Source organism: Vibrio chagasii, assembly GCA_041879415.1.
GTDB lineage: Bacteria > Pseudomonadota > Gammaproteobacteria > Enterobacterales > Vibrionaceae > Vibrio.
In genome coordinates this window covers 782,678-809,354 of sequence record CP090851.1, presented here as the reverse complement: position 1 = coordinate 809,354, position 26,677 = coordinate 782,678, and the positions used below count along the sequence as shown (strand labels likewise).

General features: G+C 31.6%; 27 protein-coding genes. 15 read left to right on the top strand and 12 right to left on the bottom strand.

Features of this window, described 5'->3' with window-relative positions:
• The first annotated feature begins 41 nt into the window (after positions 1-41).
• Entirely contained in the window at positions 42-356 is a 315-nt protein-coding gene (locus tag L0991_03630) for a hypothetical protein (protein ID XGB63166.1), read from the top strand.
• On the opposite strand, the gene L0991_03625 is transcribed toward L0991_03630, so the two are convergent.
• A complete protein-coding gene (locus tag L0991_03625; GenBank protein ID XGB63165.1) occupies positions 357-644 on the bottom strand; it encodes a hypothetical protein in 288 nt (95 codons plus the stop codon).
• A gap of 270 nt (positions 645-914) precedes the next feature.
• On the opposite strand from L0991_03625, the gene L0991_03620 reads away from it, so the two are divergent.
• Entirely contained in the window at positions 915-1,235 is a 321-nt protein-coding gene (locus tag L0991_03620) for a hypothetical protein (GenBank protein ID XGB63164.1), read from the top strand.
• 51 nt (positions 1,236-1,286) lie between these two features.
• Here the strand turns inward: L0991_03620 and L0991_03615 are convergent, their stop codons facing one another.
• The 4 genes from L0991_03615 to L0991_03600 form a co-directional block, all read right to left on the bottom strand.
• Complete coding sequence (locus L0991_03615) at positions 1,287-2,813, bottom strand: hypothetical protein (protein XGB63163.1); 1,527 nt, start codon at positions 2,811-2,813, stop codon at positions 1,287-1,289.
• Between the two features lie 402 nt (positions 2,814-3,215).
• On the bottom strand, positions 3,216-4,817 hold the full coding sequence (locus L0991_03610; protein XGB63162.1) for a hypothetical protein: 1,602 nt from the start codon (positions 4,815-4,817) through the stop codon (positions 3,216-3,218).
• Positions 4,818-4,981: 164 nt separating this feature from the next.
• Positions 4,982-6,304 (bottom strand): hypothetical protein, encoded by a 1,323-nt coding sequence (locus L0991_03605; GenBank protein ID XGB63161.1) that lies wholly within the window; start codon positions 6,302-6,304, stop codon positions 4,982-4,984.
• A gap of 46 nt (positions 6,305-6,350) precedes the next feature.
• Positions 6,351-6,506 carry a hypothetical protein gene (locus L0991_03600; protein XGB63160.1) on the bottom strand — a complete coding sequence of 52 codons (156 nt, stop codon included), beginning with the start codon at positions 6,504-6,506 and terminating at the stop codon, positions 6,351-6,353.
• Positions 6,507-6,962: 456 nt separating this feature from the next.
• Here L0991_03600 and L0991_03595 point away from each other — a divergent pair, with 456 nt between their 5' ends.
• From L0991_03595 to L0991_03560, 8 genes are all read left to right on the top strand, one after another.
• Positions 6,963-7,685 (top strand): SAM-dependent methyltransferase, encoded by a 723-nt coding sequence (locus tag L0991_03595; protein XGB63159.1) that lies wholly within the window; start codon positions 6,963-6,965, stop codon positions 7,683-7,685.
• Positions 7,685-8,251: a hypothetical protein gene (locus L0991_03590; protein ID XGB63158.1), complete on the top strand. Its 567-nt coding sequence runs from the start codon at positions 7,685-7,687 to the stop codon at positions 8,249-8,251. Before L0991_03595 ends, L0991_03590 begins: the two co-directional genes overlap by 1 nt.
• 51 nt (positions 8,252-8,302) lie before the next feature.
• On the top strand, positions 8,303-8,791 hold the full coding sequence (locus tag L0991_03585; protein XGB63157.1) for a hypothetical protein: 489 nt from the start codon (positions 8,303-8,305) through the stop codon (positions 8,789-8,791).
• Positions 8,792-8,880: 89 nt separating this feature from the next.
• The gene (locus L0991_03580; protein ID XGB63156.1) at positions 8,881-9,294 is read left to right on the top strand and encodes a hypothetical protein; all 414 of its coding nucleotides are present in this window, start codon (positions 8,881-8,883) and stop codon (positions 9,292-9,294) included.
• 53 nt (positions 9,295-9,347) lie between these two features.
• Positions 9,348-10,007 (top strand): hypothetical protein, encoded by a 660-nt coding sequence (locus L0991_03575; protein ID XGB63155.1) that lies wholly within the window; start codon positions 9,348-9,350, stop codon positions 10,005-10,007.
• Between the two features lie 81 nt (positions 10,008-10,088).
• Entirely contained in the window at positions 10,089-10,616 is a 528-nt protein-coding gene (locus L0991_03570) for a hypothetical protein (GenBank protein XGB63154.1), read from the top strand.
• Positions 10,606-10,857, top strand: a complete 252-nt coding sequence (locus L0991_03565; protein ID XGB63153.1) for a hypothetical protein — start codon at positions 10,606-10,608, stop codon at positions 10,855-10,857. The genes L0991_03570 and L0991_03565 overlap by 11 nt, the downstream gene beginning before the upstream one ends.
• Positions 10,858-10,991: 134 nt before the next feature.
• Complete coding sequence (locus L0991_03560; GenBank protein ID XGB63844.1) at positions 10,992-11,564, top strand: DUF2913 family protein; 573 nt, start codon at positions 10,992-10,994, stop codon at positions 11,562-11,564.
• 55 nt (positions 11,565-11,619) lie between these two features.
• Here the strand turns inward: L0991_03560 and L0991_03555 are convergent, their stop codons facing one another.
• The 3 genes from L0991_03555 to L0991_03545 form a co-directional block, all read right to left on the bottom strand.
• Positions 11,620-12,045, bottom strand: a complete 426-nt coding sequence (locus L0991_03555) for a hypothetical protein (GenBank protein XGB63152.1) — start codon at positions 12,043-12,045, stop codon at positions 11,620-11,622.
• 66 nt (positions 12,046-12,111) lie between these two features.
• Positions 12,112-13,212 carry a ribosomal L7Ae/L30e/S12e/Gadd45 family protein gene (locus L0991_03550; protein ID XGB63151.1) on the bottom strand — a complete coding sequence of 367 codons (1,101 nt, stop codon included), beginning with the start codon at positions 13,210-13,212 and terminating at the stop codon, positions 12,112-12,114.
• A 14-nt stretch (positions 13,213-13,226) separates the two neighbouring features.
• The gene (locus tag L0991_03545; GenBank protein XGB63150.1) at positions 13,227-13,775 is read right to left on the bottom strand and encodes a hypothetical protein; all 549 of its coding nucleotides are present in this window, start codon (positions 13,773-13,775) and stop codon (positions 13,227-13,229) included.
• A gap of 632 nt (positions 13,776-14,407) precedes the next feature.
• Between L0991_03545 and L0991_03540 the strand changes: the two genes are divergently transcribed.
• From L0991_03540 to L0991_03525, 4 genes are all read left to right on the top strand, one after another.
• Positions 14,408-17,707 (top strand): hypothetical protein, encoded by a 3,300-nt coding sequence (locus tag L0991_03540; GenBank protein ID XGB63149.1) that lies wholly within the window; start codon positions 14,408-14,410, stop codon positions 17,705-17,707.
• Positions 17,708-17,783: 76 nt separating this feature from the next.
• Positions 17,784-18,047: a hypothetical protein gene (locus L0991_03535; protein ID XGB63148.1), complete on the top strand. Its 264-nt coding sequence runs from the start codon at positions 17,784-17,786 to the stop codon at positions 18,045-18,047.
• 348 nt (positions 18,048-18,395) lie between these two features.
• On the top strand, positions 18,396-20,474 hold the full coding sequence (locus L0991_03530; protein XGB63147.1) for a hypothetical protein: 2,079 nt from the start codon (positions 18,396-18,398) through the stop codon (positions 20,472-20,474).
• A 14-nt stretch (positions 20,475-20,488) separates the two neighbouring features.
• Positions 20,489-21,058: a hypothetical protein gene (locus L0991_03525; protein ID XGB63146.1), complete on the top strand. Its 570-nt coding sequence runs from the start codon at positions 20,489-20,491 to the stop codon at positions 21,056-21,058.
• A gap of 77 nt (positions 21,059-21,135) precedes the next feature.
• Here the strand turns inward: L0991_03525 and L0991_03520 are convergent, their stop codons facing one another.
• From L0991_03520 to L0991_03510, 3 genes are all read right to left on the bottom strand, one after another.
• The gene (locus L0991_03520) at positions 21,136-21,318 is read right to left on the bottom strand and encodes a hypothetical protein (GenBank protein XGB63145.1); all 183 of its coding nucleotides are present in this window, start codon (positions 21,316-21,318) and stop codon (positions 21,136-21,138) included.
• A gap of 405 nt (positions 21,319-21,723) precedes the next feature.
• Positions 21,724-22,347: a hypothetical protein gene (locus tag L0991_03515; protein XGB63144.1), complete on the bottom strand. Its 624-nt coding sequence runs from the start codon at positions 22,345-22,347 to the stop codon at positions 21,724-21,726.
• Positions 22,348-22,466: 119 nt separating this feature from the next.
• Positions 22,467-23,408: a hypothetical protein gene (locus tag L0991_03510; protein ID XGB63143.1), complete on the bottom strand. Its 942-nt coding sequence runs from the start codon at positions 23,406-23,408 to the stop codon at positions 22,467-22,469.
• A gap of 987 nt (positions 23,409-24,395) precedes the next feature.
• Here L0991_03510 and L0991_03505 point away from each other — a divergent pair.
• A complete protein-coding gene (locus L0991_03505) occupies positions 24,396-24,578 on the top strand; it encodes a hypothetical protein (GenBank protein XGB63142.1) in 183 nt (60 codons plus the stop codon).
• A gap of 25 nt (positions 24,579-24,603) precedes the next feature.
• On the opposite strand, the gene L0991_03500 is transcribed toward L0991_03505, so the two are convergent.
• A complete protein-coding gene (locus tag L0991_03500) occupies positions 24,604-26,613 on the bottom strand; it encodes a recombinase family protein (protein ID XGB63141.1) in 2,010 nt (669 codons plus the stop codon).
• Positions 26,614-26,677 lie beyond the last annotated feature (64 nt).

Genomic DNA, 26,677 nt, shown 5'->3' with positions numbered 1-26,677 from the left:
AAGCTGTTATATCTATTTAAATCAAAGAAGGAGAATTTCAAATGGATAAAAAAAGAATTATATTTTACTCAAAAAATACACTTAACGGTGCGGTGTGGGGAAAAGCAGGAAATCGTAAAAAATCACCGATTGTCGCAAATACTCACTTTCTACTATCGCTAGGAATAACTAACTACTTACTATATACATATTGTAAAAAGTATAAAGTAGACATAAAACGTTCGGTTAACGAACAAAATCTATACTATCTAGATAAAGTTCTTGATGTTTACAATAGTAGAACTAGTAATAATTTAAGCTATGAAGTTATCAAACTTGAAGACGATAGCAGCGAAATTGTTTTCCAAAACTCCTGATTAGGAGTTTTGTTTGCATTCTTTTATTTGTTCTGCTCTGCCAAGCATAAGAAACTCATTATATTCAGCAACTTGACGGTTATAGTTTTTATCCAATCTATTTCTTAAGACTGGTGATGAAATCCCTTGATAGTTATCTGCAATTGCATTGTATGATTGATCTAAATGCACCTTCTTTTCAAATACGCAAGCCTTTAAAACTATTAGTTCAGAGTGTATCTCTATAACTGTTGACGCTGCCACTAAGCAGCAAATAGTTAACACTGTTCCTATGACTATTTTTTTCATTTTCCCTTCCTTGTTTTCATATAATATTAGATAGCACGATAGTTTATTTAATCAAGTGCATTAATTAAACATTTACATTTAACAACAAAAAAACACTTTAATTACAGTTAAAATAAATTTACGTTACTAGTAGATTTTAAAAAGAATTACTAGTAAACGTCTTCAACAATTACTAGTAACCAATAAAAGTAGATTACTAGTATTGATTAAATTATTTTTGATGCTTTAATGATTTATGTAAGCACATAACATTATAAAAGGAGTTAAATTATGAGCACATACAAAAACACTAAAGATAAAGAATCAAACATTAACAAAGGCATAGGCTTAGTGATGCTTGGAGTGTCAACACTTACAGTTTGTTCAATATTTCAAATATTAAACTTAGGCGAATTTTCATTAATACCTGTTGGTTTGCAGCAGTTTGTGATTTTAGCTTTTACAATAACTAATCTTGTTATTATGGCTAAAGTCATAGACATTCTGTTAAAAGAGAACGAAAGATTATCTAAAGAAAATTCTTTGAACAAAAAACTTGCTGATGAAGTTCAGAAGGAACGAGATTTTGAAGAATTGGAAAGAAATGATTAACGGTACTATTCAGAACATAAAAAACCACTCAATCGAGTGGTTTTGTTTGTGCTATGCACTTAGTTTAGCTCGTTTGGTTTGCTTCTGCTCTACCTCTTGAGAAACGTCCTGTTTCTGTTCTGCTTTTGCCTTTAAACGCTCTTGTTCCTGCGCTTGTAGAACAACCCTATTTGTTTCAAAGCTCAAAACTGTATGCTCTTTCAGATCAGATTTAAGAGCTGCGCTATACTCTGAGATTGATTTTGAACCTCTGTGATTTTTTGCAAAATCTGTAAGGTGTTTCTCGTTGATAAACGTGTCTTTATCAAGGTCTTTAAGATCTACCTCTACTATGAAGCTCTTGTCAGGTTCATTAACTGAACGATAAGTTTGATAGATAGTATCGCCTGAGATTCTAAGATCAGTCGCTTCAAGTGAATTAGGTAGTTTCTGTTCAAGCTCTAGCTTTTGCTTAAGTTCATATTCATATGTTTCTTGTTGTATGATATTCGCACGTTTAACACCGTTATAAAATAGCGGAATCATATGAGTGTAATCTTTTCCATATGCAGATTCATACCAAGGTTTGATATAACCAACGTGCTGTGAAATTGTTGGTATTTCGTTTGTAGCAGCAAGGATAAGCGCACCTGACTCGGCCATAACTTCCTCACTAGCATATGCTTTTTTAAAGTTTTTATGACCTTTTGGAAGGAATACATCTTCCTCTTTCTTACCCTTTGGTCTACATCGCACCGCTAAACTGTGACAAATTTCGTGACCAACTATCGTAAATCTCGATTCTTCATTATAAAACTGATGTGGTAAAGGGATCACAATGTGATGTTTTGCAGGTGAATAATGCGCTGAATCAGATTCTCTTTCAATAACTGGTAAACCTGCTCCTTTAATCATATTGTTTGTTTTTTGTCGAAGATAAGCATTACGTAAATCATCACTCAATTCACGTTCAGGGCGATTGAAATCAGGGTCATTATCAAATACTTCCTGTTTTATTAGTCCTTTTAGATGTTCCATAGGAATGACTTTCCCTGCAACTTTAGTATTGTAGTAAATTGCGTAACCTTCTTTTTTAATCTCATCGTCAGTAAGGTCATTTAACCTTTTCAATTCCTCTTTATCGTCTAGCTTTCCTTCTCCATCTGTTCTGTAGATTATTTTATTAGTCTTATAGACATTCACTTGAGGTAAATCTTTAATTGTTTTAATCAAGTCAAAATCTTTTGGAAGATTTTCAATGTTCTGTTTGATCAGTTGTTGTGTAGACGTTCTTGAAATCCATTTATTTACTTTTAAATTCAATTCTTGAGAAGCTAGAATCAAATGAGGTATGTTTATAGGTCTGTAATGTTCACCGTTTGTTTTATCGTATTTTAAAGGAAGTGAAATGTTTCTATCAAATCCTACCTTTACATCATTATCAGAATACGCTTCTTGTTGAGAACATAACAAATCTAATAATCGTTCTCCAAGTAAGTTATTATTGTAATCGGATCGTGCCTTTGCTGCTTTTCGCTCTTCTTGTGGTGTAAGACTTCTACTCTTGTTCCTTTTATTTCCCGTTTTTTTATATGCCATAATTAATCTCCTTTTTAATAGCCAGATACTATAATGCTTATCATGAAATGATTTTTTTACAATCTAAGCAAAGGAGTTCTTGTTTTGTTTTCTTGCATTTACTGTATATTTTGAAAAATAAATACATACACAAAGAAGAATTATAATTACGGACAGATAGCAATAAAATATTTTTACCACAAACAATTGACATTCAATTTAATTTTGATATAAATATAAACAACAAGGTATATTGATTTTTAAATTAATGTTTATTGTGAGTTAACCATACTTCTTGAGTTCCTAATATCTTTATCGAGATATGGTTAAGTGAGACAAGGATAGTCCATAAGAAGCACCTCTAATGAGGTGTTTTTTAGTTTAAGGGATTAAAAAAAACCACTCGTTTGAGTGGTTTCCTATTTAGTTTCTAAGTTTTGAACGATTCTTTTGTTTTTGTTCATCATCTTGAGTTAACTCTTGCTTTTGACTTTGTTCTTTACGTTGCTGTTCTTCTTCTTTCAAAGTGGAACTGTTAGATATAAAGCTTAAAATCGTGTGTTGCTTAAGTTCTTCTTTAACTGACTCTTTATAGTCTGATAAGCTTTTAGAACCACGATGATTTTTACAAAACTCTGTAAAATATTTTTCGTTTACAATAGATACATTATCTTGATCTTTTAAATCCACTTCAAAAATGAACTTTTTTGAACTGTCATTTTTTGATTCAAATGTTTGATAAACTTTCCTACGTTCAACTCTAATATCTGAAACTTGCAATCCTGAGTGTAGGTTTAGACTTGTATTGTCTTCAAGAGATACTGAAGATTTTTGAGCGTGATACATATCTGTGATTACGTTAGAAAAGAACTTGTTTTCTGTTTGTAGTTCTCTAGTAATCAAATCTTCATTGATACGCACATAATCAAGCGAATACACATCATCATTTGAAATGATGAAATAATCTGATTTGAAATATGAATCTAAAACTTCAGCGTGAAACTCACAACGATTTGGTCTTTCTTTTTCCCATTCAACAACAAGCTTTTGGTATTCTGGATTTGATTTATCTACTTTAACAACTTGTAAATCATCATCAAATGCGCTTATATATCTACTTCCTGTTCCATAAGTTCGTTGGCTTTGTATGAAACCTTGAGCTTTCCTCGTTGTAAAATCTACTTTGCACTGTTCTTTTATTTGATTCAATAACTCATCATCTTCAATATTGAACTTATCTTTTAGTTCATCTATTGCCAAAATGTAATTATTTATTATGACAAAATTTTCCAACTTTGGTGTGATCAGTTCTGCTCTTGTGTTGCTTGCAATAGATGATAAATAAGTTCTATATTCTAGTTCTGGTCCATTTGTGTATAAAGTTTCTGTGCCTTTAACTTCAAATAATTCTTTTGTTCCAACGATTTTTGAAAGAATATGATCACTATCATATTTTTTTATTAAAGATTTCGGAGCGTCAGAAAAAGCATAATATTCTGAATCTGAACTCAATCCACAATGATAAATACCTTTTTTCTTAAAACAAAGTAAAAATGGATCATCGTCACCATTTATATAAAGCTTGTTTATATCGCTCAAATCAGGAAATGCTTCACTCTCTTTAATACAATTCTCTAAGTTCATATACACTCGGTGATGATTACGAACATCAATATCCTGAAAACCTGCTAACGAATCTTTTGTGAAAAAAGTGGATTTGAAAGAAAGAGGGTTGTTATTTTCAAGAATAAAAATACTACCACGTTGTTCTTTAATGTCTTTTAAAATCTCAACACTTTCTCTGTCAATAAAGGTTTTTAAATCTTCATTACTTCCTAAAACATCCAAATCAGAATGTTTTGCTAGTAAACCTCGATACAGATCACCGCTAGTATATGCTTCATCTTTTGCTTTCAAAGACAATTCTATATAATCTTTAAAAGATGTAGAGTATCTTTTCCTGTCTTTTCTGAAATAAACATTTAAGTCCGATGGGTTATCAATTTCATTAAGTTGTATTGCCATACTTATCTCCTATATATTATAATTTAACAATATAAATATTATATCATACAAATAATATTTTACAATAACATTAGATAAATATGATACAAATTATTTAATACCACTTTTAATGAAATAAACCTTTTAAAATACAAAAAAAACCACTCAAGCGAGTGGTTTAACATTTATCTTCTAAGTGTTGAACGATTCTTTTGTTTTTGTTCATCGGGATTTTGTTCAGCTCTTGCTTCAATACGCTCCTTTCTTTCTGCCCTAGCCTTTAATCGCTCTTTTTCTTCAGCTTGAAGAAGAACACGGTTAGATTTGTAAGTTAAAAGAGTATGGTCTTTTAGATCTGCTTTAATTGTAGAACTAAACTCTGACATACTTTTTGAACCTCTATGATTCTTGCAAAACTCAGTGAAGTATCGTTCATTCGTAATAGATACTTTATCTGGGTTGTTTTTATCAACTTCTATCGTAAAGCACTTATCAGGATCGTTAGCGACTCGATAAGTTTGAAAAACGGTATTGCCTTTCACACCTCTAAGCTTTGCAGCTTCTAAACCATTTGGAAGTTTTTGAGATAGTTCTTGTCTTACCTGACGTTGCTCTAAGTCTCGATCTACCGTGTGCAATGCAACATCAATAAAATCATCAATTCTATGATCGTCATAATCTATGTTGAATTGATTAGAAAGTTGTTCTTTCAGACAGTCGTGCTCAAACTCACTAATTCGTGAACAAAGCTTACCTTCACTACCAGGTTCTACTCTTACAATAACCAGTATGTCATTACGCTTATCAGTGACATAAACTAAATGCGGATCATCAGATGTTGGAATTTCACTATCTAACGCTTCATAGCTCTGTGGTTCTACAGAAAACCTAGCGTTAAACGTGTCTAGCTCTAACATTATCGCTTTAGCAGAATCACCAATAGCAGGAGGGTTTTCTTTATAAACTCGATATGTTTTGCCGTTATGCTGAGTTAAACCAAGTTCATTGTTTTCACGAATACCATAACTTATATCACCTCTATCTGATTTGAAACTTGGAACTAACTTTTCTGAGTGAAAATCAAATGTTTCTTTGACTTGGTTAAACAATGCTCTTTCTTGTAAAGCTTTTTCAGGTAGAACAATAATCAACTTAGATTCTTTGTTAATTAAAAAACCATCACTATGTTCAAAGTCTCCATAGTGCATTTTACCATTAGTTAAATCACTTACTTGACTAGCAAACGCTTTATGCTCTTCATTGTTGTGCATAAACTCAACTTGATACTGTGGCATAGCAAGTTCAAGCTCAACACCCTTTTGTTTTTGGAATAATCCTTTTTCTTCAATTTCCATATAAAAATCCTTTTCTTCTAATTTTCTAACTATTTCACCATCTTCTATGTAGAACATTTCCTTTGTTCTAATTTTTTTTAGCGATAGTTCGGGTTCACGGTCTGTAATATCACCTGAAATAATATCTTTTTCTTCAGCTTCAAAGACAAACAAGTATTCTTGTTCTGCTAATCCCGAATAATAATCAAGAACATATTCTTTACTTGTTCCAACATAGATACCTTGTCCGATCCATTCCCCATTCCTGACCTAGACCAACATCTTCCAATTCGTAACTAAGGCGAGAGTTTGCGCCTGACCTTATTTTTCCTGTGTCTTCATCAACAGGCATAACTTTGTAGCAAATGAATGTCATTAAATACTCCTTATGTTTTATCTATTCATAAGTATTTCTTACCACATATTAAAATACTTTCAATCTTGTCTAGGATTTGCCCTTAAAAACGCTCTAAAAGCTTCGCTTAGATTTGTTTCTGAGGTGATTAGTCTCTTTGTTTGAGTGCTCTATCTGGCTGAAAATGCGTGTTTTTTGGTCTAAATGGGGCTATTTCGATGAAATTTAAAATTTTTATTAAAAAAATTGAAGTTTTTTATTTCTTTAATAATAAAGAAAAAGATTTCGTTGCGGCCTTATAGGACCATGCTTGCAGGGAATTGTTTGTTTTTTATTGTGCAAAAAACATTTGACAAATATGTTTTTGTAAGATTTTGGGGTATTGATCTATTAAAAATATATTTGATATAATATGAACATCTTAACGGCAACGGAAAAAAGTTATGATTTAAACTAAACAATATTTGGAGAAAACATATGAATATTATCACAAAGAAAATTGAGGAAATAGCAAACAAACATAATAAAAAGCCTTTCTATATTTATGAGTCATTGATCGAAATGACTTATCAAATGCTTGTAGTTAGAGACTTTAAAGACCGTTTTAACTGGCTTCAAGAAGACTTCTTAGACTTCCTAGTTCTCTACATAGAACAAGTGGATCAGAATCCATTTGAAGACCTCTTAGGGTTTGTCTTGTTTGAGATTAATGCTCTAGACAAGAAAAGCCTAGGTCAATGCTTTACACCGCCTGATATAGCTCGTTTGTTATCAAAGTTGACCAACAGCTATGTTGAAGGAGAATCACGCTCTTATGGCTCGTTTAGCGACATTTGCTGCGGTTCTGGTTCTTTAGTCTTGGCACAAATGGAAACAATTCACGAAACCAAGCAACACAACATTAAAGTGATTATCAATGATATTGATGAATTGATGGTTAAGACTGCGGTTGTTCAGATTTTAATGAATGAAATGCACTTAGATTCTGATGAAATTATTCAGCTTAAAGCATATCGCTCAAATGCTTTGCTTGAATATAAGAATGGTAAAGACGTTATCTTTTCGCCATACATGAATCAGATCACTGATGAAGATGTTGTAGAGATTCTTGAAACAAGTTCTAAGCCTAACTTTGATTTGCATAGAAGAGTTTTGGATATTCTTGAAGATCAGCCTAAAACACTTAAGGAGGCTGCTTAATGAGAATCTTAAACGAAAAAGATGTATTTCAGTTCAACTATAAAAAAGAAACAATGGGCAATCTTTTAATAGATGACCTAAAACAATTTAAGCATGTTCATCAATTAGATAAAGAGTGCTTTGAAAGCTTCATAAAAGATAAAGAAGATGATGAACTAGAAGTAGTTTTTGATTGCCCTGAAACCTTTTCAAGACTGAACAAACTCGAAATTGATTGTATTGATTTGTATGTAGTTTTGGACGATTGCGGGTTTGATGGTTCAGAAGAAGATTTAGAAGAGTTAGTAACGGTTTTCTACTCTTTACTAAGCCTTGATAGATTTAAGTTCCACACTGACTATCGGGATTTTGAAGAAGAAAATGGTGACGCTATAAATTACGATGCACATACATTGCTTTGTGCTTTAGAAAATACTAATTGTGAAAATGAGTATTGTTATGATGTATCGAGATTATATTTTTTCATTGATTATCTAGACCAATTAATCAGACAGAACTATGAGTATATTGAAGGAGAAGATTTTGAACCTGAAGAACTTACTCTTGAATATTCTATAAGTCACTAAGGAAAAATAACCCAAAATTGGAGAAATCGAATTTAAAATTAGGAGAACAATTTGAACAAAATATTATTAAACAAATCTGAACGTTATGCTTTCGGTAAGTGCAAAGAACAGGAAACTGAGACATTTTACTTAACAAAACCAATTAGTGATTGTTATGAATTAATCTCTGAAGATGAAGAACACTACATTATTAACTTCATCTTGTTTGATAAAAGAGAGATCAGAATCTATCACTCAAACGTGTTTGTTAATAAAGAATCTGGCGAGATTTACGATCCAGAGAGCAAGATTCTCAATCATAATGAATGTGAGAAGTTGAACATAGGTCTTCAGTTTTTTGAATATCATTATTTAAACGAGTTAGATGAACTTGTAGATTTATCAGATTTTGAATCTGTAGATGATATATTTGATGATTATGATGATTGTTGGAATGAAGAACTAACTGAGAAAGTTTGGCACTTATGCCAAGAAGAACAAGATACTATTCTTATTTCTGCCGTAGCTGAAATCTACAAAGACATTACAAAGAATCGTTAATCATTACTTTAGAGAAGTAAGATATGAAAAAATCAGGAACTAAATTGCAAAAGGAGTTTGCATAACTAAAAAAAAGAGAGAGAAATACAATGAATACAGTAGAAAGATTCAATCAATTAGAAATAGAAAATCAAAACATTTGCACGTTACTAAACATACTTGAAGAGAATAATGAATTAGAAAACTATCTTTCTAGATTCCTCATTGAAAAAATCGAGTTTATGGAAATACCAGACTCATGTAACGGTTTTATTTGTGTTTCGTCACAAGATGTAAAAGACGCTAAACAGCTAGGATACAAGTTAATTAATAAAGATATTTTCTTATTATTCGGCTTAACAAGTTTCTTGAAACAAGAACAGCTTGATTTTGCAAAACAGATTTGTGACAAGATTAAAGCAAAGAAATATAAAGATATTGGAAAACACATCATAGTTCAGTTTCAAACACATTACTTTATTGGAAATATGCAAAATGAAGGTGTCGAAGTTATACAACTTTAAGGATTTAACGAAACAAGGAGGTTTCACAACTAAAAAACAAAAGAGGTAAACAAATGAAATATTACAAAACAACTAATTACTTATACATTGCTAACGATTCAGATTATGGTTCACATATCAGACCTGAAGAATATCTAAGAATCTTTGAATCAGATTACTGTGATTTAACAGAACTATTCTCTCTGATTAATGACTTTGAAAATGTGGTTCATTTAGATTCTAATCAAGTGATAAAGATCGATGGTGAGGTTATCAATCAAACATTCATTATCGCTCATAATTGTTTCAATCCTCACCCAAACACAAGATTTTATGGAATTGACATAATCAATCAAAGAGTTTTTGAACCCTACTTCATATTTGATTGCTTTGATGGGAAAAGATATTGTTTGCACGATTGGGTTATTGAAAACTTTCAGAACACGTTATTTTTGAATCTACCATTTAATAAACTTAAAAAGTTTTGGTTAAAGTCAGATAGTGATGAACAGTTCAATGAATTGTTAGAGATACACTTCAACAATCTTAAACAAAGTATCTTCGAGCACATTGATTATTCAACTGAAGAACCAACTGATGAAGATATAATCTTTATAGAAAAACATCATTTCTTCAAGTTGTTGCGACAAAAAGACTTTATAGAGTTTAGCGAAGATGCTCTAGGAATTGATCTAATATCATCATTTTATGACGATAAAATTATTGAAGAATAAAAACTAAGGTCTAATTATGATTAATCAGGATTTTACTGCAAAAGGAGTTTGCATAACAAAAAATAGAAAGAGGTAATAAAAATGAAAAAAATTGAATTTAAAAAAACGACTAACATTTTCGAGATTTGCAAGAAACTAGCTATCTCTAGTTTAGAGATAAACGGAAAGAAGGTTTCTGCTACTTCCGTCAATCTTCATGCAAAGCGTTATAAGAAAGCACTAACTAAGGGTATGAAGCAAAACGATAAAGCCTTTCTTTATGTTATGCGCTGCGCTGATACTGGTGAAGAACTTGGTTCATACTTCTCTTCCGTATCAGGCATTGATAGCCGTTTGAGCTTCCTTAACAAAGTGTATGTTCAACCTGAACATAGACACGAAAATTACTTCACTGACCTAGTGAATCACTTTGAAGAGAATCATCACGGAATCAAGCTTGTAGAGACTCTTCCTGAAGAAGTTGATTTGTATAAAGAACTCTATGCTAAATGGGGTTACACCAAGTCAGCAGCTAACATAATGCCTAATTCTTGGGTATTAGTGAAAGAGCGTGACATAGCAGCTCTACAGACGATTTGTGATAACGTTGGTAAAGCTTATGCAGCATAGACCAGGAGTGACACTAGAAGTCGAAAATGACGATGGTAAGTGCTTCTATTGTGCCAGTGAAGATTTCACGACAAAGCGAGTAGATACCGAATACGTAATGGAGTTCTACTATCACCACTGTTGCAGCAAGTGTAACAGTGAGTGTAACAGTGAGTGGAGCTACAGCCCTTTCTTTGGTGAGATCTACTATCTTCGTGATGAAGAACTTGACCAGAAAAGAAGGTTAACAAAAAAATCTTAATCACCATTATGTTTCTTAACGTTGGAATGAGAAAATGAAACGGTTAAAAGTTATCTGGTAAAGCCCTGCACATTTTGTAGGGCTTTTTTAATGTGTTAAAATTCGTCCATCTTTCAAGTAACCAACATCACTTAATGTCTGACAAGTCGTATCATAAACTCATACAAAACACTTTTGAGAACACCCTGCTTCACCTTTACTTTCAAGTGAATGCTTCTACAAGCTTTGTCAAAGAAGATAAGCGAAACAAGATCATCATCGACTTTCTCAAACCTAAACTTAAACAACCTCGCTATGGCTTGATTAAGAAGAAAATCAAGACGATCTGTTTAATGAAGAATAAGTTTGGTTCTATCGAGAAGCACTTAGACAGCATTTTGAGCCAATACAAAACGGTCATAGCAAAGAACGATGTAGAAAAGCTCTACAGCGTCTTAGAGACCTTTGAAAAGTCTGGGCTTGAAACAATGCTCATTGAAGAAACTCCGACTCAACAGCCTGACGTTGTTTATCTAGATCGAGCACACATAGACAATTGCTTTGATGATGAGAATAGACAAGTTGCACCTATATCACTGTTTATTCATACAGTAGAACTTGGTGAGTTCACAAAGTGCCTAGATGAACAGCTTTACTTCAAATATGAAGCGCACCAAGTGAATGAAGAATTGAACAACTATCATTATTTGCTTCATCCTGTTTCTTAAAAAAACGGTTTAAAAAGCACTGTGTTGGGAAACAGTGCTATTGATTCAGATAGTATTATTTTTGGTTATGCTCTGCTGCGATTTCATCTTCAACAAGCTGAATTGCAAGCTCTTCAAGAACTTTGTCATTAATGACACTGACTGGAATGTGTGTTGCACCCTCTTCAAACAACATCATTAGATAATTTGGATCACCATACAGATCAGTAATGAATGGTAATTCAAAAAATCTTTTCACTTGCTGAACGTCTAGCTCTGCAAGCGGTAGATGTGAGTTAGTGCCTGAAGGACTTAACTTAGTAAAGAAAAATTCTGATTTGTTCAATTCGAACACATCAAGATCTACAAGTTTATTATAATGTTTTTCAGTTAACTTGTTTGCGCCATTAATATTTAAATAATCTGACACTTTTTCAACTTTGTCAGTTTGAGGATTTACCAAATAGACGTAGAACAAATCTTTAATGTTTTCGAGTTTCATCTTTAAGCCTTACAAGTTTTCATTATTGATTATATAATACACTAAAAGTTATGATTCTTAAAGTAACTATTTATCTGATGTATTGCTATTGAATTCTTTTATCAAGTTGAAATTATTTATTGCTGTGCGTCTAAGTTGTTGTTTAACAATCTCTGCTCTTTTATATAATTCTTCAGAAGTAGCCTTTTCGCTTTTTGCTAGTTCGTGATAGTTCTTTATTGCAACGTTCAGATCATCCATATTTCTTTTGAAGTGACTTATATATTTTTTCGAATCGGAATTTACTTTATAATGAACGACATTCATATCTTTAATTAAAGACATCATAAAGTCTACATCAGTTCTTGTTGTTATCCTTGATGTATCTGACGCTTCTATTATGAGTTTTGCAATTTTATTGCGAAAATAAATTGCAGTTTTCTTTCCTTTTGTGACGTTATCAAGTTCACTGGATGCTTTCATTAATGCAAATATGATTTCATTATTATTGATATTAAATGCTTCAAGTTCTTCAGTTGTTAACTCTTTAAACTCATTTGATTTTCTTTTAAACTCTTTACTTGTATAAAGAGACATATTACGTCTTTTCAATCCTGATGCTTTCAAACCTCTCTGAGCTGAATTATGGTCATTTAAACTACCAATGAACTTATTTATTTTATTGAAGAATTTTGAACTTTCGTCTAATTCAACTTTGTTAGCAATTGAGATTTCAGTGTCGAAAACAACTATCGTTTCTTGTAATATTCTTAAATAGCACTCACAGAAATGTGGTGAGTAAATTGTCACTCCAAAATCACCTGTTTCAGTAAATCTAAGATTTGACTTTTCATCATTCGATACTGACTCTATATCAACTATATGAATGTGATTTATAAGCTCTTGTAAAGTTTCAAACTCATACTCTGAATAAGGATTAGAAGTGTCTAATTGGTTCTGTGGTGTTCTTGAAATGAAGCGTGAATCAATATCGTGTACTTGAGCTTCTAAACTAGGGAAAAGACGACTAAAAAGAATTACATCATCACGTTTCAAAACAAACTCTTTTCCTTTGATAAGACCGTCAAACAGACGGCTCTTATTAGAAATTTTCAACGTTCTCAAAAGCTCTTTGACTAGTGTTTCAAATCTGTTTGATGAGTAGTAGTAAACCCTCTCTGTTTTCATCTTAACACCTCACTTTACTTCTTTGCTGTAAGCTCATTGATCAACTGTCTTATTCTACGTTGAGACATTTTGTCGATAATTGCATTCAACATTAAATCTTCTTTGGTGTATTGCTTATGAAGCGCTGCTTTTCGTGTTTGTTCAAGCAATGCGTTTTGTTTGTGAAGACTCACCTTCAAACCTTCATTAACTGCGTTACTAAGTGTCTCTTTGCAATAACTTAAAAAATCTTGAAGGATTGTATTACTTGCACCTTGATAGCTCTCTCTAAAACTTTTGAATGGCTTATATAAAGTCGGTTTCTGTACTTTTAAAATTAACTCAACATTGTCTATCATTAGATGTGCGTTTTTATCGTCTAAGGTTGCAAGTGATATTTGATATGGCGCAATAGTTTTTTCTAACCATTCAAGATCTTTCTCAGAGAATTCTGTATCGACTTTAATTACTTCATAGCCTTTTTCAACTTCCTTTAGGGTCGGACATTTCACTACTTGCTCTTCATCTTTTATAACTGTATGTGTTATTTCATTTTGCTGTTGTTCGTTATGATTATTTTCCATAATATTAATCTCCATTTTTTAATTACTACTACCGTAATGTTTGAATCACATTCAAACATACAGGCTATAATCTAGAATGAATAAACACCTTCATATGATTTCAACTCTTAATAACTTACTCATTCTTCTTACCTATTAATAAATCATTATTAAAATATTAATCAATAGAACAAACAAAACTTTCTTCAAACCGACCGCTAGGGAGTAAATTATACATAGCTATAATTTAATGAGTTCTGCGCTCACTACAATTTATTGTTGAGTGTGAACCCTTGTCTTGCAATGAATTTTAGGCTTGTGGTTGTCCAGTTTTTTTTGGCGTTTTTCTGATTTTTTGAAAATTTATTTTCGTTGTTTTGAACTTTTGTTATGACTACTTTTATTTTATTTCTTTTAGATATAGCGTTTTAATATTTAATGTTAGATTTCTTGCCTTGCAAGTATTTTGATATGTGAGATATTAGATAAATAAGTGAATACAATTTAAATATAAACGAGGAAGATAGTCGGCAAGCCGAAAATATTTTACTGATGTGTTTAATATTAATATTTTTAGAATTATCTGATTGAAGTTAATTATAAACCTCGAAATTATTTAAAGAGTGTTATTGCAAAATACATAAGAGGTTTATATGAAAAAATATTTAATAATGATAATGATTCTATTCAATATACTGTCGTTCAGCACTAGCTATGCTGATGATGAAGAATGTATAGAAGGAAAATTTGTTTCTTCAAAAATAAATAATTTCAACGAAGCGGATTTCAATTCTCCACAAAGCTATAAAGCGTGTGGTATGTTCTTGCACCAAAAAGATCAAAGACACGCAGCTTCTTTAGAATTGATTGTTGATAAAAAGACTATTGAAAAACATAAAGAGTTTCTTAGAGATCTAGGTGAAAACCCTGATTGGTTAAAAGAGCAAATGAAAGATTCAGTTGGTCTTAGTGAAGTTATCGAGACATATAGTTTTTTAGCATACCCTGCTTTCATTTTATTTCTTCTTGCACTTATTATTATCGGAGTCGTTAAAAAATATTCAACAGCAAAGTCTATCATTGCAGCTTTGATTTCGGGTTGTATTTTTTTCGGAATAATTCATCATAAAGATTTGTATTTTTATGGTGCAACCTATTTTGTAGCTTCCTCAAACTTCATCATCTATAACGGTGGTGATCACGACACAATAAAAAACATTAAGAACACAGATACTTCTTTGGTTATTCCTGCTTTGAAACAAAGCAATTTAGATATTACAACTGGAATCAACTTCATCAACTTGATAAATGTTGTAACAAAGAATGAAGAGTTTTCTGATCTTTGGGGACAGCATATAGAAATTGACAAACCAATTTTAACAGTCGGAATGGATATTTCAGATCCGACAATAGAAGAGTTTTTCGATTATTGGAATGTATGTAGTGAAACAAGTTTTGTTGTACCAGATGATGAAATTAGTTTGCTTTTCAGTAACTTTAACTTCACTAAAATCACTAACAGGGCTGATTATGTTTCAGGCGCAACAGACTCATCAAAGTACAACTGTCACAAGGATCATTTTGGAAGACAAGCTGTAGGTCTTAGCGTAATAAGTAATGTTCATAATGTAGTTAAAAACTTTATAAAAAATAACTACCCACATTATCTCGCAACTGACGAAACCGTTTTAGACAGTATGCGCTCTTCATTCAACAAACAAATTGGAGAGTTACTATTAGAACTAGAGAAAACTGAAGACTTGGCTTCACTGAATTCAAGCACTATACAAACTAATCTTTTGCTTGCAGAACAAGCAGCATTAGAAGTTAGAGAAACAAATCTGGTTCTTGAAGATACTCCTTCTTATAAAAATCTAGTTCGAATAAATCAATCTAAGATGGGTAACATATTCGATTACAAACAAATTGAAGGTTTAGATACATTCGCTTCGGTTGCTTTTTCAGGTATTAAATCATTCGTGTATAACTATGCTGAGTTATACAATATGGACGGTGAAGACGATTCGATGATTGATGATAAAACAATTATTGGAAGCACATACATTGATGAATATGTAACTAAAACGATGGAACTTGCGCTTGAGTTAGAATGTGCAAAAACAATGGGTAGCGAAAAAGAATATGAGCTTAGAAAAAAATACGCTACTCACTTCAATCAAATGGATAATGACACAAAATTAAGAAGAACTGGATTCTTTAAATTTAGCACACATTGTTATCGTTTTATGTCAGACAATACTATTCAAGCAGGTGGTGAATTCGAATCAATTGATGTTTTAACAGAGGTTATAAAAGATAGGTTTCTTGCATTAAACATTTTCTTTTCTGCGAGACAAGAAGCAGCGAACAAATTAATAGTTAGTAACGATGAACTTATCAGCGAATTAGCATTAGACGCATTAAACAAAATGTCAGGAAGTTTACAAGATTCTTTGAGTACCTATACAATTACTGCTGAATTAAATCATAAGCTTCATACTTCATTGAAAGCAGTTCAAGATACCTTGACGATTGAAACAAGATTAATCAGCTTTGATGTTACTCAACCAGATTACTTCTATAATTTTCTAAAGTATCCGAAAAATGCGGAAACTCAAATTGAACAGAAGTCGCTTAACAAATACGACTTGTCGGAGTTTTTTATTTACCCTGCTACATCATTTGTCGAAAATGCAGCGTTGTTAAAAGAGAATAAAGAGAGTTCTTTTTCAAAAGCATTGAAAGCAGAATGTCCGATAATGAAAGATGGTGAATGTGCTGCAAACTTATTAATCTTGAACGCTGCAAATTTAACTCAAGCTTACGAGACAGGTGTCAATTTGGGACTTACTGATCTTATTTCAAGTTCAGCAAATGGTATATGTAATGCAGGTGGAAAAAATGGCGGTGTGACTTTCGGAAAATCCAACCCTTTTACTGCTGTAGGCTGTGCAGGTGTAGGCGCATTAGATTCTGTTTCTGATACATTTGTTAAACCTCTATCATCAACCTACTTAGCAACGGCTGTAGTCTTGTTCGCTATCGACAAATTGCCGACTTTGGGAGATATTGGCTTGCTATTCGTTTCTGTTCTTATCTGTATAACGAGTTTTCTTTTCGCAATATTCATTTTCTGCTTTGAAGTGCCATACAAATTGATTCAATACATATTAGCTGATGAACAAGACAAAGCACGCTGTTGGAATGATTTCATTTCACTACAAATGACCGTTACTGCTTTTAAAAGTATCGTAGTTGGTTTGTGCGCTGTCCTAGTGTCGCTCTATTTTGTAATGTCTATTCTAAGTTCTTCAAACATTGGCGGCAGCGTATTTGATATTCTATACAGCGATTATCAGTTTTCAGCTTTCTCAGCAATTACGTTGTTCTTCGTGCTTTGTGCAGTAGTAGGTTGGCTAATACTAGCAACGTTTAAAGATATATTTCTAAAGATTTACAACGGTATCGTAGAGCTGTTTGGTGCAAAGGTCGTTAGTTTCAACTCTTCATCGTTCGGACCAGGAGCGTTCATAGCGGTAGGTTCTTTCGCAGCAGGTAAGCTTTCATCAATGCAGCGAACAACTGACGAACATATGAATGAGCTTAAAGAGCCTAAGAAGAAAAATGGTAATGGTAGTAACCGTTCTCCTGATTCACCAAAACCTAAGAATGTAGGCGGTGAGAAAACTAATAAAACCGATGACATCAAAGATAAGTTAGATTCAAAGTCTAATAAATCTTCAGATAAAACAAAGGAAAAGACAGAAGATAAGAAGAAAGAATCAAAAACTGACACTGAAACTGGTAAAGGCAAGTTAGACAAATGGAAAGATGATGTTGATGAATATCATAAAACAAAAACTAAAACGACAATAAACAGAACAGGTGAAGAAAGAACAAAAGATGCTCTGAAAGATCACTATAAATTTAGTGATAGAAACAATGAAGAATAGTTAACTAAAACATTGTAATAAGATAAAGGTCCAGATAACATAATTACATAAACTAATTGTCTTATCTGGATTTTTTATGAAAATTTCAAAAACAACTTACAATTTTGCACATAGAAGAAATGTAGATATAATTGTTGATGAAGATACTATTTCTTTTTATCCATTAGATGATGATTGCGGTGAACCTGCCTTTTGCTATTCAATCCAAGAAACAGGACTATTTTTTAAATCTAACATATGGTTAAAGCTAGAAGTTAAAGAAGATCTTCCTCTCTGGATTATGAACGAAAAGATGTTGAGAAACTTGATAGACTTTGTTTCACCTCACTTAAAAAATTAGACCTTAATAGTTCTTTTTTATTGGTCTTTTGTAACTAAATCAATATTCCATTTTAATAACCATTCTAAATCTCATACACTGAACCTCGCATTTTCTTGTTAAATATGCGTAGTCTTTTAATAAGAAAGTGGAGGAACAAAAATATTATTTTTGTAGAACTTAATGTTTACAATATATTGTTAATACTACTTAACCAAAAAATCCTCAAAACTTTTTTACACCTACCAAAAAATTAGCATTAAAATATTGCCTAAATCTACCCACTTTCTAACATACCGTTCTTTGATTAATTGAATAATTTCCATTGTGTGATAAACATACATTATACACGACAAGGAACTATCTATTATGAAAAAGCTACTAACAACAATTACGATACTTCTTACATTATTCTCAATGTTTAGTTTCGCTGATTCTCCAAGTCCTGACAAAACATATGATGAATGTCATATAGATAGTAATAGAATAAGCGAGATCAGAAAACAAACAAATGATTGTGTAACTGAGGAATTATCAAAAGACACAAAACAAGGAAACTTACTTAGAAGGTTAACTACTCCTGACGATTTTAGCGAAACTCAAAAGACCATTATGTTTTTTGTAGGTCTTGCTGCAATTGCTTTGATAGTAAAGGTTGTACATTCATTAGTAAAAGCGACTTCGAATGAGTCGTTTAAAGAAATGACTCAGAATAAATCAAAGACGGTTTTTACATCAATCATCGTTATATTTATTGTATCAATCATTACATCCGAATCTTCTTTAAAATCTTCACATAGATTAATAAATGATTCACTGTGGAGTATGCCGTTAAATATGTACACTTCACTTGTATACATTAAAGAGAAGATTAATCCTGTTTTAAAAACAACTATCAGCGCTTCTAAAAGTCAGATACAAGATAAAGTATTAAGTTTTAATTCTGCCATTGTTGATACACAACTATGTGCAATCAGTTATAAACAAGAATTAATTTCATATCATAACACTAAAAAACTGAAGAATGAATTTGATAAATTAAATAGTGTTGATGAGATAGTTTGTATTGATGAGTTCGTTACAGATAATTCTTCAAAATCATATCAAGATCTGGGAAATACAACTTTACTAAGTTCAGCAATTCGCCATTGTTCACAAAAGTTCGGTGTGTTTTATCAAGATTGTGGTGGATATAAGCTTGAAGCTGATTTACAACCGCTAAACAAGGCTTTTGAAGCAAGTATCGAACAAACCGTTGCTTTCACTAATGAATACGTTGGGATGACCTGTAAAGCCTCTTTAGAAGCAGACAAAGAAGGTAACGAAGCATTTTGCTTAGAATACAAAAATGGTTCAGTTAAACCATTAGACTCAGATTTAACAATGGAAGACATTTACCCTCTGTTCAACAAAATAAACATAGAAGCTGCTGAAAAGGTTTCATCAGCTTTAATAGGAACTGAATCACAACAAGGCTTAAAGCTTAAAGATATAGAATCTAACACCAAACTTTTATCAATAATTGATCTGACGACAAGATTTTTTTCATCTGGTGATCGTTCAAAACAGTATCAAACATTAATCACTAATGAGTTATCAAAGATTAGTATAACTGAAAGTAAAACTAAAATGCTTGATAACGGTTATAAGGTTAAAGATAAAAGTTTAGACGATATGGTTATTCTAAATGCTGAAGATTACTTTTTTAAAATTAATGGGGAGATAAGAATTCTATTTGATAGTTCTAGCTTATCTCGTTCTGCAATAAATGATAGTTTCAATTTTTTGAGTGATTATAAATTAGCATTCGGAAACTACACAGATGCTAAAGGTGAAAAAAATTACAAAGTAAACTTCAATAGTTTAAGTCAACATAAAAATTACGCAGAGCTAATGAATGTTCTAGCTTCTATCAAAGTTTATGCAAAACTAATGTTAAACAGTAATTCTTCAATTGTATTTGAAATGCTAAATGTTTTTTCGAACATAGCAATGTTAGTTCTTAATTTTGAAAAAATATTTGTTTATATAGTTGCAGGTCTTTTTGTTGGTGCAATCGTAATAGCTGTTATAGATATTATTGTAAGGTTTCTTATCGAATCTCTTTCTGTATATTTCATTGGTAAACCTATAGAGATAGTCGCAAATACAATAATTCAGTTCATAATGCTTGTAAGTGCTAAAACATATGTTCCGATCTTAGCATTACTAAGAAATGTTCTAATGATTTCTACGATTATTCAAGTTTGTAGCTATACAGTTTTAGCAACTTCTAACGCAGCAGGAATGCTTTTGTTAGTTGTCGTTATTAAGATCATTAACGTTGTGTATCTTACAAGTTCAGTCTTTTGGGTTGGAAATTACTTATCAAAAACATTGAAGACAACAGATCACGGATTAAGCGGTAGTATGTTCGTGAAATATTTAAGAAAATACGGAAGAGTATAAAAAAGGAATTTATAATGAAAAAATATATATTAACAATATCAAGCATATTATTTGCAAGTATGAGTATAGCAAAAGAAGTAGATTTATCAAAATATAACGAAGATTGTAAAACTCGATACGAAAATTTAGTAAATAGAAAAGGCAAATCAGATTTTAATGGAGTCTTTCTAGAATACAAAGATGAAGACAAGATTATGACGAATTTAAAGCGTGTTTACTTTAATCCTGACGCTGATGTAAGCATTAGAATCGGAAATTCCTTTAAGGACTTAACAATATATGATCTGACGGTATCTGATTATTCCTACACGTTTTATGATAAGTCAGCAAGAAATGGAAAGAGAAGAGGTCATAAATGGGTTTTCGAAAGGAAAAACTTTGATACTTATGAGTTAAAGATCTTTGAAAAATCATCTTACAGTAGAAATAAAGATAGAACTTATACTACACACTTTGAAAAGCCTTTAAACCTTAGTTCAGACGCTAACATAGAAAAATTCGTTCTGGTATATGAGAGAGGTTTTGATCAAGAAGAGTTACTTAAATCAAGATATACCATTTTAAAAGATTGCTTAAAAAGATAAAATAAAAAAAGATTATGGCTTTTAAAACATAATCTTTTATTTTAAGTAATTTAATTTTAATATCATTTTGTTAGCTCCTAAGAGTTTTTAAGAACAAACAAAGCTTCTATTGCAGTAATAGCAAGAAAAACACTGATGTAAGCATCATTTTGCAACGCTGCACCTAGCACAATTGCTGTTGTAGCGAAGATGAATCTTGCTTTGAACGTATTTTTAATACGTGTAAAATAAGTTGATGGAAAATTTAAAACTTTTGACATAATGAAAACCTCTTTTTTTAATTTCACAAAACTTTGATTAAAAAAAGGAAATTGAATTATGTGTTTTAATTTACCACATCTATCAATGCGTTAGAGTTTTAATGATCAAAGCAAGTTAATCAAAAATTACTCTGCTATCTTTTTTAAAATGCAAAGTGCGATCTCTATTATAAAAACAACCATTGTTTATATAAGATCTAAAACAATCATATAATTTGACTACTTCTTATTTATATTATAACGATCTAAATAATAAAAGTCAATATTATTTATATGTTTATCGCACTATATCTTTATTTTATTTAGTTTGCAAACAAATTTCAGTGTTTAGAAGTTTACAATTACTAGTAATATTAAAAAAAGATACTAGTAATTATCTTTAGTGGTTACTAGTAAACAAACATATCAGTTACTAGTATTATCCAACTGTTCATTTTCTTTATTATCCATATCTTCTAACATATTCATTGATTCTTCTCTGATACGCAGTAGTAAAGTTGTTCTATCCATAAATTCCATTTCTTTCTTCGCATAGTTTTTGAAATGTCTCTTAAAATTATGTTTAACAAACAAAAATGGTATGAAGGCAAAGAAGGTAATCAATGTTTGAAAGCTTGTTGGAGTGAGAAACTGAACGACAATCCATATTGTTAGAAACGCTATGACGAACTTTGTCTTTTGCTCGTATGATAAAGCCTCTTCAATTTCGCCATTTCTCCACAAAACGAACAAAAGAAAGCTTAGAAAAATCATAGATATGAGAAAGAGATTCATTAACTTAAAATGTATTTCAAAATCAAGGTTTGATAAAGCTAGTACATAAAACGCTGCTAACAAGTTCGCAGTAGCAAAATTAAGCTCTTTCAATTTCTTTTTACCGTTTGTGTAAAAATTCTTTCTTACTTCTTCTTTTTCATTGAATAATCTTTCAATCTCTAATTCTTGAGTTTCAAATCGTTCTATGTAAAACTTTTTGTATTTTTTTATTTTACTTTCTGAATCTGTTTCTTCTGAGTTTCTTTTTAACATAACAATTCCTTCTTAAGTTCTTATACTTCTTGTTATAGCACTATTGTAATGTTCGTCAAAAAATCAAAGAACGAAATTGGAAATATTCTTTTATGTTAAGGTAATTCTTTGTTTACTTCTTATTTATTTAATTTTGAAAATACTTGTAAATAAAATGGTGTATCGTCTTGTTCTGCTCTTACAGATTTAGATAAACGTGAATCGAAAACACTTTTATCTATAGTCCCGCTTTGTTTGTAAGTAGGTTCTTTAAAAATCTTTCTTACTGTAGCTTCTTTAATTTCTGTAATTACATATTTAGAAAATACCTCTAAGAATCCATTGCTCATCTTGTAGTTTATGATCTTATCAAACAATAAAATACCCTTGCTTTTTAGCGTCTTAAAAGCACTATCTATACTTTGATTTGTATTCTTTACTATACCGAACATTTGAGCAATTCTTTTCTTCAGTAAATATCTTTTTTTCATTTTAGATATAGATCTTGTATAGATAAAAATACTCCCTGCAATACCGTTAGATTGAACTTCTCTTAAATCTTCATTTTGAATGTAAGTTAATGGATTTGTTCTTTTACTTAGTTCATCCATAAACTTATTAGAGATTTTAAACGTTATAGTTCTATCTTTTTTGTTTACTTTTAGCGTTTCAAATATGCTGAATGATTTTCTGTTTAATGTGATTTTTTGTTCTGGATTAAGATACTCAACAAAAGTATCTAAATGAGCTTCTACAGCTCTAATTCTGTGATTCTCTCTTGCTTTAAGGCACTTCAATAACTTGCTGTGTTTACCATATTTTACCGTAATTTCATCATCTTCGTTAGACTTATCTAAAGCTAGATTATGTTGAGTAGTAAGTAAAAAGCTGAACAATGGTAAACCTATCACCAAATTACAATGAACTGTATTTAAACTAACAGTTTCGCCCTTTGTCATTGTGTAAATAGTTCCGTTTTGTTCAATATTCTTTCTGAAAAACCCTGATTGGATAAGAAATGTTGGTAGGTTTAAAACTTCGTGGCTTAAGCCGTTTTTGATTGAATTGATTTGTTGAAACATTATAACTTCCTCTTAATTGTATAATAATATTTTTAAATTAAAGATAGATATAATGTTGACTTTCTAAAAAAGTAATGTAATTTATATTTATAGAAAGATTGTCCGATCTATCTTAATCAAAAAGCTCATTTCGCCAATGGGCTTTTTTTTCGCCTGTAATATATCTTTTATCATTAAACGAGATTAAATCAAGAGCAAAGAAATAAATAATTTATGTAAATATAAATATTTTTCTTATATTTATTCCTTTATTTCCATTTCAATTTCGCTATAAATACTTTAATACTAATTAAATGTATGCTTTTCAACTAATCGTTACACTTACCTTTCCAACATTTAGAAATTCTTTTCTTTTAAGTCTATGTTTTTAACGCAGTGGCGAAAGAAAATCAGAGATTTTCAGTTCTGTAGAGTATAAATATTGAATGATTAAATACTTTGAAATGATTCAAGGTTATTTTTATCAGAATCGGAGCGCAGCGACTTTCAAAAGTTTATGTTGTGTGGTCTTAAAGTTATTCTAATTAACAGAATAATTAAAAATTCCTTTGACTTTTTCGCCCGTGATAATTTTTTATCACTATATCCCTTCTTTAAGATCTATCTCTATAAAGTTTATCTCTATAGTGAAGGGAGTTGAAAAGCACAACACTTCTTTTCGTGGGGTGTGTAAAACCACAACACTTTTCTATTGGGGGGTGTTTAAATGCACGACACTTGCGAAAATCCGATTTTTGGAAAAGGGCTAAAAAATCCCTAGTTCTAGGTAAAAAATCGACCTTCACTTGATTGGACATTTTTGAATTGATACATTGTTAGAGTCTCATAGCGTGACGAAACATAGTGAACTGCCATAAGGATATGGCGCAAACCATAAGGAAAGTGAGAGTTGAGAAGAGACACATACGTTTTACGTTTGTTGTATCTTTAACGTCAAACGGATTTTGACGAACCGTGGCAACCCATTGATTTAAAGGAAAATCATTTATGGCAAGCCAAAAAACTTCACCATTGTCATTCACCACGCCTCGACCTGTTAAAGTCCCTTTTCGACTTTATCAAAATGAGAGAAAAGATGTGATTCTTATCGATCTTGACGTTGCAAAACGATTTAAGAAAGGTGAGATAACCATCAAAGAGGTATTAACTCACTATGAAAAAGCGAGTTAATTTCCTGTCCCTATGAGACTTTCCCCTATACGTAAACATTATCAGCTTCATCAAGTTCACTAAGTATCTCAGCCAATACATCAGGATTTTCTTGATAAAATTTAGTTATGAATTGATGTTCAGGATATCGCCCTTCTTCTAATCCTTCTAAATAGTCAAAAGGCAATATTTCATATTTAGAATAGTCTACTGCTTTTTTCGTGCTTATGGTTGGAAGAATGTTATACAGTTCTTCTCTTTCAAGTTCACGATCTAATGGAATAAACCTAATATAATCATCTCTAAACTTAACAACAATCATATTTCTTCCAAAATAATTGTTCGGGTTGTCTTTATGATAAATATAAAGTTCTGAAATAACTTTTTTTAGTTCAATGTTTAATCTTTCTCTTAAACTAACATTCTCTTGTAGTTGAACTGAGTCAATCAGTTCATAAACCTCTTTACTGACAATATCACTCTTAATCGAACGTTTTTTCAAATCAACTAGCTCAAGTTCATTTTGCTCTTTTTCATAAGTAATGACTTTTATACTATTCTCGATTTTCACATACTGATCTTGCGCTTTTTCTAGTAGTGTTGGAATTGTAATCTTGCTTAGGTTCTCAACAAGTTGTTCCAACTCCTTGTTTTTCACTTCTATCTCTTGTTCGTAAGTGAGCGCATTTACTTCTAATTCGCTAATACGTTCCTTTAGTTTATTGTCGATTTTGATTCCCAAGATTCTATTCATATCGAGGTTACGACAATAATTAAGAAGATTCTTTTCAAACCATTTGTATCTGAAAGTATATGATTTACATTTCTTAGAGCGTGATAATCCACAAACTAAATTGTGGTGTCGTCCCTTTCTATTATCAGCGACATAAACATAGCTATATCCACATAAAGGACATTTTAAGAGTCCTTGAGCTATGTTTTGCACTTTTTTAGTAGGTTTGGTCTGAGATTGTTTACGCTGCTTCATTTGCTGTTTTAAGCGCATATACTCAACTTCGTTCAAAAGTGCAGGATAGAAACCCTTAGCTGTAAAAACAGGGATTCTTACTTTTTTACCAAGTGATTTTTTTTCATATAGACCTTGCTGAACATCTTTCTCAGTAGGATAGTAATCTTGATGGAAAATCAAATTCCCTATGATTGACTCATTATCATCACCTGAAAGTAGTTGATAGAACGTATGGGTTTGAAACCCTTTAGCTTTTTTTTGACGCTCCGTAAACTCTACCTTAAGTTCACCATTCTCAATTTTTTCATTCAATCGTCTAATGCACGATGTTAAACCGTGACCTTCCATCATTCGATTCAAGAAATACAGCATTGCTTCTTTATGCTCTTCTATGAACTCGAACCCACGATTATCAGCTTTTGGACGTAACCACCAAGGACAAGTTTTTGTCGGGTTTAACGGGTATTCTACGCCCTCTCTTTCATCTTCTGGTAGTTCAAAGTAGTCAATTACAACTTGTCGCTTCTTCGACCAATTAGCCCTATGACGCATTTCCTTCATTCTTGATTCGTTGTGTGAACGAGATAATGTTAGAAGTGCAGAAAACAGATCGAGCATTCCCATATCTGTTTTCAAAGAATTGAGTGAGTAGATTTTCTTCTCATTTTCTGCAACAACTACGATGTTGCAGTATTCAACAAGGTCTAAGAAAAGTTTGTTTGCTGTATGTAGATCTGCCCTAGAAAGACGATCCAGTGATTCAATAAACAAGAAAGTGTTTATCTCGCCTTTCTCGTTATAGACTTTAGGTAGCTCACCAGAATTAAACTTAGCGATAATCTCTGAAAGACTACCCTTCGTCATATTTTTACCACGATACGCTGAAATTCCTCGGTCTTTCAGTGATATTATATCTTCCACTGGAACACCGTGTTCTTCACAGAAATCTAGAACATATCGTTGTGTTAACTCGTCTTGACGATACTCAGACAAACCTTCTTTTTGAATGTTCGTTGAAAATCGTGTGTAAGTGATAACAACTGGTCTTAGATCTTCTGTTGCTTGTGCTATCGCTGAAAGGCGCATATGGCACTAACCTCTTCCTAAAGCTCATCTTTCCAACAATAGTAATATGCTAAACTTTGCTTGT

What these genes read in the sequence shown, in the direction of transcription:
- L0991_03630 (XGB63166.1), top strand. Translation starts at nt 42, where the DNA reads ATGGATAAAAAAAGAATTATATTTTACTCAAAAAATACACTTAACGGT.
- L0991_03625 (XGB63165.1), bottom strand. Translation starts at nt 644, where the DNA reads ATGAAAAAAATAGTCATAGGAACAGTGTTAACTATTTGCTGCTTAGTG.
- L0991_03620 (XGB63164.1), top strand. Translation starts at nt 915, where the DNA reads ATGAGCACATACAAAAACACTAAAGATAAAGAATCAAACATTAACAAA.
- L0991_03615 (XGB63163.1), bottom strand. Translation starts at nt 2,813, where the DNA reads ATGGCATATAAAAAAACGGGAAATAAAAGGAACAAGAGTAGAAGTCTT.
- L0991_03610 (XGB63162.1), bottom strand. Translation starts at nt 4,817, where the DNA reads ATGGCAATACAACTTAATGAAATTGATAACCCATCGGACTTAAATGTT.
- L0991_03600 (XGB63160.1), bottom strand. Translation starts at nt 6,506, where the DNA reads ATGACATTCATTTGCTACAAAGTTATGCCTGTTGATGAAGACACAGGA.
- L0991_03595 (XGB63159.1), top strand. Translation starts at nt 6,963, where the DNA reads ATGAATATTATCACAAAGAAAATTGAGGAAATAGCAAACAAACATAAT.
- L0991_03590 (XGB63158.1), top strand. Translation starts at nt 7,685, where the DNA reads ATGAGAATCTTAAACGAAAAAGATGTATTTCAGTTCAACTATAAAAAA.
- L0991_03580 (XGB63156.1), top strand. Translation starts at nt 8,881, where the DNA reads ATGAATACAGTAGAAAGATTCAATCAATTAGAAATAGAAAATCAAAAC.
- L0991_03575 (XGB63155.1), top strand. Translation starts at nt 9,348, where the DNA reads ATGAAATATTACAAAACAACTAATTACTTATACATTGCTAACGATTCA.
- L0991_03570 (XGB63154.1), top strand. Translation starts at nt 10,089, where the DNA reads ATGAAAAAAATTGAATTTAAAAAAACGACTAACATTTTCGAGATTTGC.
- L0991_03565 (XGB63153.1), top strand. Translation starts at nt 10,606, where the DNA reads ATGCAGCATAGACCAGGAGTGACACTAGAAGTCGAAAATGACGATGGT.
- L0991_03560 (XGB63844.1), top strand. Translation starts at nt 10,992, where the DNA reads ATGTCTGACAAGTCGTATCATAAACTCATACAAAACACTTTTGAGAAC.
- L0991_03555 (XGB63152.1), bottom strand. Translation starts at nt 12,045, where the DNA reads ATGAAACTCGAAAACATTAAAGATTTGTTCTACGTCTATTTGGTAAAT.
- L0991_03550 (XGB63151.1), bottom strand. Translation starts at nt 13,212, where the DNA reads ATGAAAACAGAGAGGGTTTACTACTACTCATCAAACAGATTTGAAACA.
- L0991_03545 (XGB63150.1), bottom strand. Translation starts at nt 13,775, where the DNA reads ATGGAAAATAATCATAACGAACAACAGCAAAATGAAATAACACATACA.
- L0991_03540 (XGB63149.1), top strand. Translation starts at nt 14,408, where the DNA reads ATGAAAAAATATTTAATAATGATAATGATTCTATTCAATATACTGTCG.
- L0991_03535 (XGB63148.1), top strand. Translation starts at nt 17,784, where the DNA reads ATGAAAATTTCAAAAACAACTTACAATTTTGCACATAGAAGAAATGTA.
- L0991_03530 (XGB63147.1), top strand. Translation starts at nt 18,396, where the DNA reads ATGAAAAAGCTACTAACAACAATTACGATACTTCTTACATTATTCTCA.
- L0991_03525 (XGB63146.1), top strand. Translation starts at nt 20,489, where the DNA reads ATGAAAAAATATATATTAACAATATCAAGCATATTATTTGCAAGTATG.
- L0991_03520 (XGB63145.1), bottom strand. Translation starts at nt 21,318, where the DNA reads ATGTCAAAAGTTTTAAATTTTCCATCAACTTATTTTACACGTATTAAA.
- L0991_03515 (XGB63144.1), bottom strand. Translation starts at nt 22,347, where the DNA reads ATGTTAAAAAGAAACTCAGAAGAAACAGATTCAGAAAGTAAAATAAAA.
- L0991_03510 (XGB63143.1), bottom strand. Translation starts at nt 23,408, where the DNA reads ATGTTTCAACAAATCAATTCAATCAAAAACGGCTTAAGCCACGAAGTT.
- L0991_03505 (XGB63142.1), top strand. Translation starts at nt 24,396, where the DNA reads ATGGCAAGCCAAAAAACTTCACCATTGTCATTCACCACGCCTCGACCT.
- L0991_03500 (XGB63141.1), bottom strand. Translation starts at nt 26,613, where the DNA reads ATGCGCCTTTCAGCGATAGCACAAGCAACAGAAGATCTAAGACCAGTT.